General features: G+C 51.3%; 11 protein-coding genes. 9 read left to right on the forward strand and 2 right to left on the reverse strand.

Features of this window, described 5'->3' with window-relative positions; genetic code table 11:
* Positions 1-34: 34 nt before the first annotated feature.
* The 3 genes from JDF658_RS04515 to JDF658_RS04525 are packed head-to-tail and all read left to right on the forward strand — an operon-like array spanning position 35 to position 2,602.
* The gene (locus JDF658_RS04515) at positions 35-1,597 is read left to right on the forward strand and encodes an alkaline phosphatase family protein (RefSeq protein ID WP_079906608.1); all 1,563 of its coding nucleotides are present in this window, start codon (positions 35-37) and stop codon (positions 1,595-1,597) included.
* Positions 1,594-2,007 carry a gamma-glutamylcyclotransferase gene (locus tag JDF658_RS04520; protein ID WP_078664846.1) on the forward strand — a complete coding sequence of 138 codons (414 nt, stop codon included), beginning with the start codon at positions 1,594-1,596 and terminating at the stop codon, positions 2,005-2,007. The genes JDF658_RS04515 and JDF658_RS04520 overlap by 4 nt, the downstream gene beginning before the upstream one ends.
* Positions 1,946-2,602 carry a methyltransferase gene (locus tag JDF658_RS04525; protein ID WP_079906609.1) on the forward strand — a complete coding sequence of 219 codons (657 nt, stop codon included), beginning with the start codon at positions 1,946-1,948 and terminating at the stop codon, positions 2,600-2,602. Before JDF658_RS04520 ends, JDF658_RS04525 begins: the two co-directional genes overlap by 62 nt.
* Before the next feature lie 12 nt (positions 2,603-2,614).
* Here the strand turns inward: JDF658_RS04525 and lgt are convergent, their stop codons facing one another.
* Entirely contained in the window at positions 2,615-3,358 is a 744-nt protein-coding gene (lgt, locus tag JDF658_RS04530) for a prolipoprotein diacylglyceryl transferase (protein WP_079906610.1), read from the reverse strand.
* Positions 3,348-5,045, reverse strand: coding sequence for an NFACT family protein (locus tag JDF658_RS04535; protein ID WP_159446559.1), 1,698 nt, complete (start codon positions 5,043-5,045; stop codon positions 3,348-3,350). Before JDF658_RS04535 ends, lgt begins: the two co-directional genes overlap by 11 nt.
* Before the next feature lie 114 nt (positions 5,046-5,159).
* Between JDF658_RS04535 and dapF the strand changes: the two genes are divergently transcribed.
* The 6 genes from dapF to otsB all read left to right on the forward strand — a co-directional run bounded on the left by dapF (position 5,160) and on the right by otsB (position 12,933).
* A complete protein-coding gene (gene dapF / locus JDF658_RS04540; RefSeq protein ID WP_078664842.1) occupies positions 5,160-6,008 on the forward strand; it encodes a diaminopimelate epimerase in 849 nt (282 codons plus the stop codon).
* 12 nt (positions 6,009-6,020) lie between these two features.
* A complete protein-coding gene (locus JDF658_RS04545; protein WP_079906612.1) occupies positions 6,021-7,196 on the forward strand; it encodes an LL-diaminopimelate aminotransferase in 1,176 nt (391 codons plus the stop codon).
* 190 nt (positions 7,197-7,386) lie between these two features.
* Positions 7,387-8,613, forward strand: coding sequence for a glycosyltransferase family 4 protein (locus JDF658_RS04550; RefSeq protein WP_079906613.1), 1,227 nt, complete (start codon positions 7,387-7,389; stop codon positions 8,611-8,613).
* Positions 8,582-10,759: an amylo-alpha-1,6-glucosidase gene (locus JDF658_RS04555; protein ID WP_079906614.1), complete on the forward strand. Its 2,178-nt coding sequence runs from the start codon at positions 8,582-8,584 to the stop codon at positions 10,757-10,759. Before JDF658_RS04550 ends, JDF658_RS04555 begins: the two co-directional genes overlap by 32 nt.
* Positions 10,760-10,772: 13 nt before the next feature.
* Positions 10,773-12,227 carry a trehalose-6-phosphate synthase gene (locus tag JDF658_RS04560; RefSeq protein ID WP_079906615.1) on the forward strand — a complete coding sequence of 485 codons (1,455 nt, stop codon included), beginning with the start codon at positions 10,773-10,775 and terminating at the stop codon, positions 12,225-12,227.
* Positions 12,193-12,933 (forward strand): trehalose-phosphatase, encoded by a 741-nt coding sequence (gene otsB / locus JDF658_RS04565; protein WP_079906616.1) that lies wholly within the window; start codon positions 12,193-12,195, stop codon positions 12,931-12,933. Before JDF658_RS04560 ends, otsB begins: the two co-directional genes overlap by 35 nt.
* The last annotated feature ends 46 nt before the right edge of the window (positions 12,934-12,979 follow it).

Consider the following 12,979-nt stretch of genomic DNA (forward strand, 5'->3'; position numbering starts at 1 on the left):
TAAAATATATGCAGGAGGGATAGGGGAGAAGAAGATGCAATCCATACCTGTTTCTGTCAGTAAACAGAAAAAGGTGATATTGATTATTATTGACTCCCTCAATCCGGCTGTGGTCAGGGATTGCCTGGAGCAGGGAATGGTTCCAGGACTGGAGTTTCTGGTCAGGCGGGGACGGATTTTTTACGATTGTGTCAGTGTTTTCCCCACCATGACCCCTACCTGTACCAGTTCCATTGTTACTGGTACCTACCCGGATTTACACCAGGTTCCCGGATTTGTCTGGTTCAGCCGCTGGGAGAAGCGGATGATTAACTATGGCGCCAGTTTTACGGCTATCTGGAAATTGGGCCTGCCTACAGTGATGCAGGACCTTATCTTTAACCTCAATGGGCGGCAGTTAAGCCGAAGAATAAAAACTGTGTATGAGCTGCTGGAAGATCAGGGATTAACGACTGCGGCCATAAATTTCTACATTTTTCGCGGCCGCCAGGTTTTTGAAACCAGAATTCCCTGGCTGATTAACCTCCTGACCAGATTTCGCCTGGCTGGCAGGTTAATGGGGCCCAGTCTGCTGGTACTGGGCGAAATCTGCCGTCCGGCCAGGTTGTTTAAAGATGATGAATTCTGGGCTCCGGCCGGGCCGCTGAATAAATTCGGTGTTAATGATGAATTTTCCGGGACAGTGACCAGCTATCTGATCAGCCATGGGCATCAGCCGCCCTTGATGCTGGTCTATTTGCCCGATAATGATGGATACTGTCATCGCCATGATCCCCTGACTGCCTATGAGAGCCTGATGCGGGCCGATCGGCAGATTTGTAAAATTCTGGATGCCTATCCCAGCTGGGAACAGGCTCTGGCTGAAACGGTATTTATCGTAACGGGAGACCACAGCCAAAGCAGGATATTAAACAGTCCGGAAGCTATTATTGACTTGCCCGCTTTGCTGGCTCCTCTGAAACAGGTTCCCCTGGGTCGCAAACTGGCATTGCCTGGGAAGGATATTGCCATTGCTCCCAATGAACGGGCGGCCCATATCTATATCCTGCGTCGTAAGCCCCTGAAACGGGCCCGGGTCATGCAAAAACTGCTGGAGCTCCTGGAAGGGGATAGCCGCATTGATCTGATTCTCTGGAAAGAGGAATGGCAGGGGATGACCAAATTCTGGATCAAAAATGGTAATCGGGCTCTCTGGTTTGTTAAAGGAGGCACTGGCCGAGATCTTTACGGTAATAGCTGGCACTGGGAAGGAGACCTGTCCGCTATCGATGCCAGGGTGGAAGGGCAGTATCTGAAGTTCGGCCAGTATCCCGATGCTTTTCGCCGTATTTCGGCCCTGCTGCGATCCCGCAATGCCGGGGATGTGGTCATTACTGCTGCGCCGGGTTATGAATTTGGTGGCCTGGGGTCACCTTTGCATCTGGGCTTTGGCAGCCATGGTTCTCTACATGCCGTCGATTCCCTGGTACCGTTGATTGTCTGTGGCGCTGAATGGCAGAAGGAACATCCCCGGCTGGTTGATCTGGTACCCTGGCTACTGAAATATTTTGGCATACCTTATCCTGATTATTTAGTGAATGAGGAGGGTCACAATTGAACCAGGGAATTAAAGTATTCGTTTATGGTACATTGCTGAAAGGCCAGTCCAATCACAGGCTATTGCACAGGGCACTGGCTGGTCCGGTGGCGGCTGAGGTATGGGGCTATGCCCTTTATCAGGTAACACCAGCCTATCCGGGAGCAGTACCGGATGAAGCAGGCAAAATCAAAGGGGAGATCTACTGGGTTGATGAAGAGCTGCTGCGGGAACTGGATGAACTGGAAGATTACGATCCAGATACCCATAGTGGCTTATATATCCGACAAAAAACCAGAACAGTGGATCAGCAGGAGGTATATATCTACGTCTGGACCGGACCGGTTCGACAGGAATGGGAGGTGCCATATGAACAGCAACCCTGGCACTCAGATTGGGCCGGTGATCAAAACCCGGGAACTGGAAATTGATCTGGGCGGCAAAGTCCTTAATTTTACTGTAGTGGCCAATAGTGAAGAAATTTTACCCCATACCCTGCCGGATGGAGAATCTCCCGTTTGGGTGGAGTTGTGGCCTTCGGCCCTGGCCCTGGCCCGCTGGTACTGGCAGGGGGAGGATTTGACCGGTAAAAAGGTACTGGAGCTGGGGGCAGGCCTGGGGTTGCCTGGAATTGTGGCGGCTCTCAAAGGGGCATGGGTTATCCAAACTGACTATATTCCTGCCGCCGTGGAGCTGGCCCGTCAGAATGCCCTCAAGAACGGGGCGGCAGCTAATATGGTTCAGCAAGTAGCAGACTGGCGTCAATTTAACATTCAGGAAAAGTTCCATATAATTACCGGTTCCGATTTTATCTATCAGCCGCTAAATCATCCGTATCTGGAGCAAATCTTTAATAACAATTTGCTACCAGGGGGGAAACTGGTTATTGCTGAATATGGCCGGGTGGATGCCCTGCGATTTTTGCAGCTTTTGGAGCAGCAGGGCTGGCAGGTCGAGCAGCAAATCTGGCCAGTGGAGCAGGGGGGCTATACTTATAAAATCAAAATTTTTCAGCTGCAAAAATAAAAGGCGCACCCCTTAGCGGGCTGCGCTTTTTTTTCTGCGCCAGAGAATTATCAAACCTGCACTGGTAAAGAGTACCACACTCATCACCTGGGCGGCGCGAAGAGGTCCGAGCATCAAACTGTCGGTGCGGAAACTTTCCACGATGAAACGGCCCACAGAATAGGCCATCAAATAGAGGAGAAAAACTTCTCCCTTCCGAATGACTGGTTTGCGCCGAATCCAGAGCAGGAAAAAGAAAACCCCTAAATCCCAGAGGGATTCATAAAGAAAAGTGGGATGGCGATAGGCGCCATCGATATACATGGCCCAGGGTAAATCGGTTTCATAGCCATAGGCTTCCTGGTTGAAGAAATTGCCCCACCGTCCGATGGCCTGGCCCATAATCAAACTGGGGGCGCAGACATCAGCCAGCTGCCAGAAATCCAGGCGGTAATGGCGGCTAAACCAGAGTCCCACCAGGATGGCAGTTAAGATGCCGCCGTGAATAGCCAGACCACCATGCCAGATTTTGGGGATTTCAGAGGGATTGGCACTATAATAATCCCAGTTGAAAATGACATAATAGAGACGAGCGCCTAACCAGCTGAGGGGGGCGGCGATCAAGGCCAGATCCAGGATGCGTTCCGGATCAATCCCCTGACGCCGGGCTTCCCGGGAAGCCAGCGTTACCCCGATAATAACAGCGATAGCCATGATCACCCCATACCAGCGGATGGTGAGGGGGCCAATTTGTAAAGCGATAGGATCAATCTTCATTTTCATCCTCCTTTGTTGTCGTCAAGCGGGTGAGTATTTCCGGGCCCGGATTGACGTACAGGGTTTTTTGCTGTTCATAGATAACAAATCCCGGTTTGGCACCACGGGGTTTTTTCACGTTTTTGCGCTGGGTATAATCAACCGGGACCTGGGAAGAATGGCGGGCCTTGCTGAACCAGGCGGCCAGCAGGGCACCGGTTTGCAACAATTCAGCCGGAGGGGGGTCTGGACTGTTCCATTTTAAAATTACATGGGAGCCAGGGATATCTCTGGTATGAAACCAGTAATCTTCACTCCGGGCCAGACGCAAGGTCAGGTAATCATTTTGCCGGTTATTACGGCCGACAAGGAAAAGGTAGCCATCCCGGGTTTTGAAACGGGTGGGCTGGCTGATTTCTTCCGCCTTTTCTGGCTTACGCTGTCTCCCGGTTTGTTTCAAAAGCCCGGCTGCCGCTATTTCCTCCCGGATTTCTGCCAGCACTCTGGCATCCTCGGCATTTTCCAGATTAGTGGCAACACTTTCCCAGTACTGCAAATCCCTGATTATAGTTTCCAGTTGCTCTGTCGCCATGCGCTCAGCTGAACGCAGTTTGCCATACTTTTTGTAAAAGTGTTCTACCTGTTCAGAAGCTGTCAGTTCCGGCTGCAAAGGAATAGTCAGCGGTTTTAATTCCGGGTCATAGTAATTGGGTACCGTCAGTTCAGTAAGGCCGGGCTGCCACTGATAAAGATGGGCAGCCAGCAGGTCTCCAAAGAGCTTATATTTTTCTCCTGAGGCCGCCTCGGCCAGGGCCTTTTCCTGAAATTCCCGCCGCTTTTGCAGGCGATTGATCTCCTCTTTGACCAGGCGCAGCAAGTTCTGACGCTGAGAGTGCAGAATTTCTTCCGCCTCTAATCGCTGATATTCCGCATCAGCCAGGTAATTGTAGTAAAGGGGATGAGGGCCTTTGCCCAGTTCAGCCAGCAAATCCTGCAGGGCTAACCAGGTTTTGGTCAGTTCATAGTTGCCCACCTGGTCCAGAGGAAAATCAGGGTCAAGACCTGCTTTCTTTACTAGATCGGCAGCCCGTTTGGGGCTAAAACCGGCGACTGTTTTCTGGAGCGCCTGGCTTAAAGTCAGATTTTCCCCGGCAGCCAGAAGCAAGGGCCCCCATTCCTCTTCCAGGATATGGCCAGGAATTGCTTTTTCCTGGGGTGGCGGGGGAAGGTAAGGACGGCCGGGAAGTACTTCCCGGTGACGGCTGACGGCGTGGGTATAGCGTTTGATGCCATCATAGATCAGGTTGCTGACAGGGTCTACCAGGATGATGTTGCTATGCTTGCCCATGATTTCTACCAGCAAACGGCGCTGGGCCAGCTGACCCAGTTCATCGGTATTTTCGATTAATATCTCTACCACCCGTTCAAAGCCTTCCTGATTAAATTGCAGAATTTTGCCCCCTTCCAGATGTTTGCGCATAACCATGCAGAACATGGGAGGGGAGAGAGGATTGATTTTTTGCCAGCGGCTTACATGTAGACGCGCCCATTTGGGATGGGCGGAAAGCAGGAGGCGGTAATTTTGACCTTGATTGCGTACCAAAAGGTGGATTTCCCAGGGGGTAGGCTGCTGGATTTTTTGAATGCGGCTGCCAGCCAGTACCTGATTCAACTCCGATACTATGGCAGCAATTGCGAAACCGTCCATGGTATGTAGACAAACCTCCTTGTATATTCCATATATATTGTATACAAAAAAGGTAGAGGTTGCAAAAGCATTGATGGTATTATAACATATTTTCCGTAGAGGAGGTAATCTGTGATGAATTTTACCAAAGTGCATGGACTGGGTAATGATTTTGTGGTAGTTAATGCCTTTCAGGAAGCCTTACCGGCTGACCTGGCAGCTCTGGCCCGGGCAGTCTGCGACCGGCATTTCGGAATTGGAGCAGATGGACTGGTCTTGCTTTTGCCAGCTGAAAACCCGGAAAATCATCTGCGCATGCGGATTTTCAACCCCGATGGTTCTGAACCGGAAATGTGCGGCAATGCCATCCGCTGTTTTGCCCGCCTGGCCTGGGAGGATGGTCTGGTAAAGGATACGGTGATCCGGGTAGAAACCCTGGCCGGGGTGATGGTACCGGAAGTGATTCTGGGGGAAAACGGACAAGTACGGGGAATCCGGGTGGATATGGGTGAACCCATCCTGGAACGGAATCTCATCCCCATGCAAGGTCCGGCTGGCACAGTGGTGAATGAACCTTTGCAGGTTGGGGAATATGCTTTACATATAACAGCAGTATCCATGGGCAACCCTCATGCTGTAACTTTTGTGGAGGATCTCTCCCATTTCCCCTGGCAAACTGTAGGACCGTTGCTGGAAAGCCATCCCGCTTTTCCCCGCAAAGTAAATGCTGAATTTGTCCAGGTGGTCAATCGCCAGGAAATGATCATGCGGGTGTGGGAGCGGGGAGCAGGGCCCACTCTGGCCTGTGGCACCGGGGCTTGCGCTACTCTGGTAGCGGCGGTTCTCAATGACCTAACAGAACGAAAGGCGACTATTCACCTGGCTGGTGGTGATCTGGAGATCGAATGGGATGCCAGCACCAACCATGTTTTTATGACAGGACCGGCGACAATTGTTTTTACAGGGAAATACCAGGTTCGATAGGAGGATGAAAAAATGGTAATGGAAGCTCAGCGTATTCGCCAGTTACCCCCTTATTTGTTTGCTCGCATCGAAGCTCAGATCGCTAAAGCGAAAGAAGAAGGAGTGGATGTCATCAGTCTGGGGATTGGTGACCCTGACCGGCCTACCCCTGACCATATCATTCAGGAACTGGTGAAGGAAGCCCATAATCCAGCCAACCATCAATATCCCTCTTCCGTGGGCATGCTGTCTTTCCGTCAGGCTGTAGCCGACTATTATCAGCGCCGTTTCCAGGTCAGCCTGGATCCCAAAACCCAGGTAGTATCCCTGCTGGGCTCTAAAGAGGGGATTGCCCATATGGCCTGGTGCTATCTGGATCCCGGCGATATTGCTCTGGTGCCCGACCCGGGTTATCCGGTCTATGGTATCGGAACCCTGCTGGCAGGGGGTACTCCGTACATCATGCCTTTGAAGGCGGAAAACAACTTTTTGCCTGATCTCAAGGCTATTCCTGAGGAGGTTGCCCGTAAAGCCAAGTTAATGTGGCTGAACTATCCCAATAACCCCACCGGGGCTATAGCTCCCCTGGAATTTTTCGAGGAAGTAGTGGACTTTGCCAAAAAGTATGATATAATCGTCTGCCATGATGCCGCTTATCAGGAGATTTCCTTCGATGGTTACCGGCCACCCAGCTTTCTGGAAGTGCCGGGGGCTATGGAAGTGGGGGTTGAATTCGGCTCCTGTTCCAAGACTTATAATATGACGGGCTGGCGAATTGGCTGGGCTGTAGGTCGGGCGGATGTCATCAACGCTCTGGGACGGCTGAAATCCAACATCGACTCCGGGGTATTTCAGGCTATCCAGTATGCGGCTATTACCGCTTTAACAGGCCCCCAGGATTGTGTCGAAGCCATGAGTAAAGTCTATCAGGAGCGGCGGGACATTGCTGTGGAAGGTCTGAATGCTATCGGCTGGAAGCTGGAAAAACCCAAATCCACCATCTATGTCTGGGCTCCGGTACCGAAAGGCTTTACTTCCATGTCCTTTGCGGAACACGTCTTTGAGAAAACAGGTGTGGTTATTACCCCTGGCAATGGCTATGGTGAACATGGAGAAGGCTTCTTCCGTATCGCTTTGACTGTGGAGAAAGAACGAATGCTGGAAGCTTTTGATCGAATCAAGAAAAACCTGGGTCCCTTTGAGTTTTAAGGTGTTGACAGGCAAAAAATATCCTGTCTATAATAGTCATAAAAGAGGAAATAAGGAAATAATGTAACTAATGGTTGATAAATGTCTCCCAGGTTCTTGGGTCGGCAGTTATTGACATTAGTTTCATTAGCAGCAAACAGGGCGGGAGACATCTCCCGCCTGATTTTTTTGAGCAAGGGAGGGAGAAAACATGCGAATTGCCCAAATTCACTGGGCCTTTCCGCCCATTATCGGCGGGGTGGAAAGCCATCTGGCCATGCTGGGCCCGGCTCTGGTGGAAAAAGGCTGTCAGGTGAGCCTGTTGACCGGAGCTGTTCCAGGAGAGCCTGAAATGGCTGAATATGAAGGGATGACAGTTAAAAGAACCCCTTTACTGGATTTAAACAGCCTCAATCCTGAAATCATCGCCGCCAGGGCGGAAGAGATTCGGACAGAGTTCAAAAACTTTATCGAACAGTTCAAACCGGATCTGCTGCATGTCCATAACATGCATTACTTCAGCCCTGTTCATGCTGATATTCTTTTTGAATTAAAAAAGGAATATGGTATTCCCCTGATTTTGACCAGTCACAACGTCTGGGCTGATAGCGATCCCACCTGGCAGGAGATGAACAAACGGGCTCAGGCCTGGGATGCTATTATTGCTGTCAGTCACTATATTAAAAGAGAAATGATTCGTGTTGGCTATGAAGAGAAAAAAATCACAGTCATTCATCATGGCATTGACCTTAACCGCTTTGTTCCGCCTGGTAGCAAGGACCTGGCGGAAATTGAGCGGATTTATCCCCAGTTTAAGGGGCGGCGGGTTATTTTCCATCCTGCTCGCATGAGTCTGGATAAAGGCTGCCACATCAGTGTTCAGGCCCTGGCGGAAATCCGCAGGGAATTTCCCGGGGTTTTACTGGTCCTGGCAGGCACCAGTAAAACGGTGGACTGGGGCTCGCATCAGCAGAAACATGTGCGTCAGATCATGGATTTAATTGAGGAGCTTCAGCTGCAGGACCATGTTTTTGTGAAGTTGTTTGCCTGGTCGGAAATGCCCGTGGTTTACCAGGCAGCTGAGTTTTGTATTTATCCCTCCTGTTTTGAGGAACCTTTCGGTCTGGTCATGCTGGAAAGTATGGCTTCTGAGCGGCCCATCATCGTGAGCCGGGCAGGGGGCATGCCGGAAATTGTCAGAGACAGTATCAATGGCTATATCGTGCCCATGGGAGATGCCCGCGCCCTGGCAGAACGCTGTTGCCGCTTGCTGGCTGATCCTATTGCCTGCCGGCAGATGGGTAAGACCGGGCGCAGGATGGTGGAAAAGTTCTGGACCAGGGAAGTGATGACAGAAGCTACACTGGCCGTATATAAAAAAGTTAGCAGAGGCAAAGGGGTAGATTATGAACAGTTGCAACCTTACCAGGCAGGATGATTTTCGGATTGCCCCGGAGGATATTCGCAGCAGTGTGGAAATACTGAAGGAAGGGCAGATGTTCATGAACTCCCTGCCCGGGGGAGAAATCCCCTGTCAGGATACAGGCGGGCTGGGATTTTATTATGCTGATACCCGTTTTCTCAGCTGTCTGGAGCTGCGACTGAACGGAACAGAACCAATTTTTCTTTCCCGCTCTGTACGGGACAGCCATATTGCCCAGGTGGAATTGACCAACAAGGACTTTGTCAGCAAGGGCCAGCTGGTACCATTGCATACTATCCATTTGCGCTTGTTGCGGCTGGTAAGAGATGGGTTTTACCAGCGGTTACGTCTTATTAATTTCAACCAGTATCCTGTGGAACTAACCTTGCGCTTTCGCCTGGGGGCGGATTTTGCCGATATCTTTGAGGTCAGAGGAACCAGGCGGCAGGTTAGAGGGCAAAGACTAAAACCGGAGTTTTCCCACCAGGAAATCAGCCTTGGTTATCAGGGTCAGGATGGGGTAGTGCGTAAAACGCGCATATATTTTGCTCCTGCTCCCTCCAGGATAGGGGAAGAGGGTACTTTGGCCTGGGCTGAGTATAAGCTGGTGCTACAGCCCCAGAAAAAATACTACCTTTACCTGAAAATCCAACCCTGGCTGGAAGAAAGCCGCCGGCAGGAGGAGACTTTACCCCGGGATCTTGGGTTTAAGAAGGCAGCCGGTTTTTTAATCCAATCCTACCGGGACTGGATTCAGGATTGCATCAATATCATTACTGACAATCAGCGCTTCAACCAGATGCTGAGAGTAGGGATTACAGATTTACGGGCCCTGACGACCCATTATCCCGGCAAAGGGGCGGTACTGGAAGCGGGGATACCCTGGTATGCTGCACCTTTTGGCCGTGATTCCCTGATTACTGCCTGGCAAACACTGCTGGTCAATCCCTGGCTGGCCCGGGAAACTTTGCTTTTCCTGGCCCGCTATCAGGGAGAAAAAATTGACCCCTGGCGGGATGAAGAGCCTGGCAAGATTTTGCATGAATTGCGTCTGGGGGAAATGGCCCGGGCTGGAGAAATTCCCCATACTCCTTATTATGGTTCAGTGGATTCTACCCTCTGGTTTATCATCTTACTGGCGGCTTACTACCGCTGGACTGGTGAGCGGGAGCTGCTGGAAAAACTGCGGCCCAATCTGGAACGGGCAATCCACTGGTGTGAAGTTTACGGGGACAGGGACCAGGATGGCTATATCGAATATCAATGTCAGTCAGAAAGGGGCCTCATTAACCAGGGCTGGAAGGATTCCTGGGATGGGGTTATTGATTCTGATGGCCAGCTTCCCACCGGTCCCATTGCTCTGGTGGAGGTGCAGGGCTATTATTACCTGGCCCTGCGGGAAGCAGCTTTTTTGTACCAGCAGCTGGGAGTGCCTTCATTAGGAGAGCAGCTCCTGGCCAGAGCCCGGAGTTTGCAAGCTAAATTCCTGCAGGATTTCTGGTTGCTGGAGGAGGAATTTCTGGCCTTTGCTTTAGATGGCCAGAAACGGAAGCTCAAAACCATTGTTTCCAATCCTGGCCATTGCCTGTTTACCGGTATCCTGCCACCGGAGTATGCCGACAAGGTGGCAAGGCGCCTGTTTGCCCCTGACCTCTTTTCTGGCTGGGGAATTAGAACTATGAGTGACCGGGAGAAGGCCTATAATCCTATGAGTTACCATAATGGTTCAGTCTGGCCCCATGATAATGCCATTATCGGTTATGGCTTGCGGCAAGCCGGGCAACTGGAAAGACTGTGTTATCTGACGGAAACTCTCTTTGCTGCGGCCGAGTATTTTCCCCAGTCCCGTCTGCCGGAACTGTTCTGCGGCTTTACCCGCCGGGGCAATGCTGGCCCGGTCAAATATCCCATTGCCTGTGATCCGCAGGCCTGGGCGGTGGGCAGTATCTTTTTGCTCCTCAGGGCCTTACTGGGGGTAGAATGCCGTGGTAACCAGATTTTTGTCCGGCAACCCCTGTTACCAGATTTTCTGAAAACCCTGCGGCTGGAGAATATCAGAGTAGGAGAAGGCAGAGTAGACCTGGAGTTCACCCGCAGAAATGGTAAAACCTATTGTGGAGTCACCGGTACAACTGGCCAGGTGCAAGTGATTTTTGCCTAGGGGGTGAGAAACCATGGCTCAGCTGTCTTTTTCTGGTGGTAAGACGGGAGGTCGGTTGCTGGTAGTTTCCAACCGGGGGGCCTGTACTCTGCGTCAGACCCCGGGCGGATTGGAGATAATCCCGGCGGTTAGTGGCCTGGTTTCGGCAGTGGAGCCGATATTAAGACGGGAAGGGGGGATCTGGGTAGCCTGGGGTGGCCGTTGTGGCCAGGAACCAGGCCACCTGTTACCCCTGCCGGAAGGAGAAAGTAAATATCTTTTTGCTGAAGTAGTTTTATCGTCAGAAGAAATTAAAGGCTTCTATGATGGATTTTCCAATAGCATTATGTGGCCTCTTTGTCATGGTTTTTTGGAAAAGGTTCAGTTTGAAGAAAACTACTGGCAGCTCTACCGCCGGGTCAATGAAAAATTTGCTCGTACTGTGGTCAAAATGAGCAGCCATAACGATCGGGTATGGATACATGATTATCATCTTACCCTATTGCCTGCACTGATCCGCAGGCAACGGCCGGTTCTTTCTATCTCCTTTTTCTGGCATGTGCCTTTTCCACCAGTGGAATTATTTGCAACATTACCCTGGGCGGGGGAAATCCTGCGCGGCCTGCTGGCCTGTGACCAGATAGGCTTTCATACTGAAAGTTATGTTCGCAACTTTCTGCAGGCGGTGGAGGAAATCCTCCGGGCAAGGGTGGATTATCTTAACTCCACTATCCACTGGGGAGGGCGGAAAATCAGGGTTATTGCTGCCCCTATCGGGATTGACTGGCGGGAATATCTGACTCTGGCAGCCAGGGAGGAGATCAAAGGCAAGGCAGAGCAAATTCGCCTCGCTCTGCAAAGCGACTATGTACTGCTGGGTGTAGACCGACTGGATTATACCAAAGGTATACCCCAGCGATTGCAGGCCTTTTCTCATTTGCTGACAAATTACCCCTGGCTAAGGGGTAAAGTTGCTCTGTTACAGGTGGTTGTTCCCAGCCGGGTAGAGACAGCAGCCTATCAGAGCCTGCGGCAGGAAATCGAGAAACTGGTGGGAGAAATCAATGGGTTATTTACCACCGATTATCAGGTGCCGGTCCGCTATCTCTATCGTTCTCTGACCAGGCAGGAACTGGTGGCCCACTACCTGGCAGCAGATCTGGCTTTAGTCACTCCTCTCAGGGATGGGCTCAATCTGGTGGCTAAAGAATATGTAGCATCTAAAGCCCGAGGCACCGGGGGACTGTTACTCAGTCCTTTTGCCGGTGCTGCCTTGCAGCTAAAAGGTGCTCTGCTGGCCAATCCCTATCATCCCCGGGAGATGGCAGAACAAATCAAACGCGGTCTGGAAATGCCTCTGCCGGAACAGCAGCAGCGCCTAAGTAGCATGATGCGGATTATTAGAGAACAGGATTTAGAGTGGTGGTGGCAGCAGGTGAAAGGAATGAGCAACAATGCGGAGCAGCCGGAAGTTGCTGCTAATGACTGATTATGATGGCACTCTGGTTCCCTTGCGGGAAAAGCCAGAGCTGGCAGTACCGGACCAGCAGCTCCTGGACCTGCTCACAGAACTGACAGAAAAACAGGAGCAAATTATCGCCATCATTAGCGGCCGGGATTTGCAACAGCTTAAGCAGTTTTTTCCCATTCCTGGTCTTTGTCTGGTCGGTGGCCATGGTGGGCAAATCCTATGGCCCGGGGGAGAGGTGGAAAACTGCTTTGATTCTGCAGCCGTCTTAGCGGTGGCAGCTCGCATTGGGGAGATGGCAGACAAAATTATGTCCAGAGAATGCGGGTTTTTACTGGAGTATAAACAAACCGGGTTGGCTGTTCATTACCGGCTGGCACCGCCTCAGCTGGCTACAGAGAAAATACGGCAGCTGCTCAGCCAGGTCAGACAGTGGCTTCCGGCAGACTGGGAAGTATTATCAGGAAAAAAGGTACTGGAATTCAAACCTGCCTGTACCAGTAAAGGCAATGCCCTGTTACGCCTGCTTCAGCGCTGGCCCGATTTCTGGCCAGTTTACCTGGGAGATGATGTCACTGATGAATCAGCTTTCCAGGTTCTGGCCCGGCGGGGTACGGGTATTCTGGTAGCGGACCTGCCCCGGCCAACAGCAGCTCATTTTCGCCTGCGGGACTACCGGGAAGTACGCCAATTATTAAAGACAGGGATTTCCTGTCTTTTTTGTTGACAATTACCCCGGATAGATTTAGACTGATATCAAAAGCAATGGGCGG

Source organism: Carboxydocella sp. JDF658, from assembly GCF_002049395.1.
Classification (GTDB): domain Bacteria; phylum Bacillota.

Coding starts and splice junctions, on each gene's coding strand:
- JDF658_RS04525 (WP_079906609.1), top strand. CDS start 1,946: ATGAACAGCAACCCTGGCACTCAGATTGGGCCGGTGATCAAAACCCGG.
- JDF658_RS04555 (WP_079906614.1), top strand. CDS start 8,582: ATGAACAGTTGCAACCTTACCAGGCAGGATGATTTTCGGATTGCCCCG.
- lgt (WP_079906610.1), bottom strand. CDS start 3,358: ATGAAGATTGATCCTATCGCTTTACAAATTGGCCCCCTCACCATCCGC.
- otsB (WP_079906616.1), top strand. CDS start 12,193: ATGCGGAGCAGCCGGAAGTTGCTGCTAATGACTGATTATGATGGCACT.
- dapF (WP_078664842.1), top strand. CDS start 5,160: ATGAATTTTACCAAAGTGCATGGACTGGGTAATGATTTTGTGGTAGTT.
- JDF658_RS04535 (WP_159446559.1), bottom strand. CDS start 5,045: ATGGACGGTTTCGCAATTGCTGCCATAGTATCGGAGTTGAATCAGGTA.
- JDF658_RS04515 (WP_079906608.1), top strand. CDS start 35: ATGCAATCCATACCTGTTTCTGTCAGTAAACAGAAAAAGGTGATATTG.
- JDF658_RS04550 (WP_079906613.1), top strand. CDS start 7,387: ATGCGAATTGCCCAAATTCACTGGGCCTTTCCGCCCATTATCGGCGGG.
- JDF658_RS04545 (WP_079906612.1), top strand. CDS start 6,021: ATGGTAATGGAAGCTCAGCGTATTCGCCAGTTACCCCCTTATTTGTTT.
- JDF658_RS04560 (WP_079906615.1), top strand. CDS start 10,773: ATGGCTCAGCTGTCTTTTTCTGGTGGTAAGACGGGAGGTCGGTTGCTG.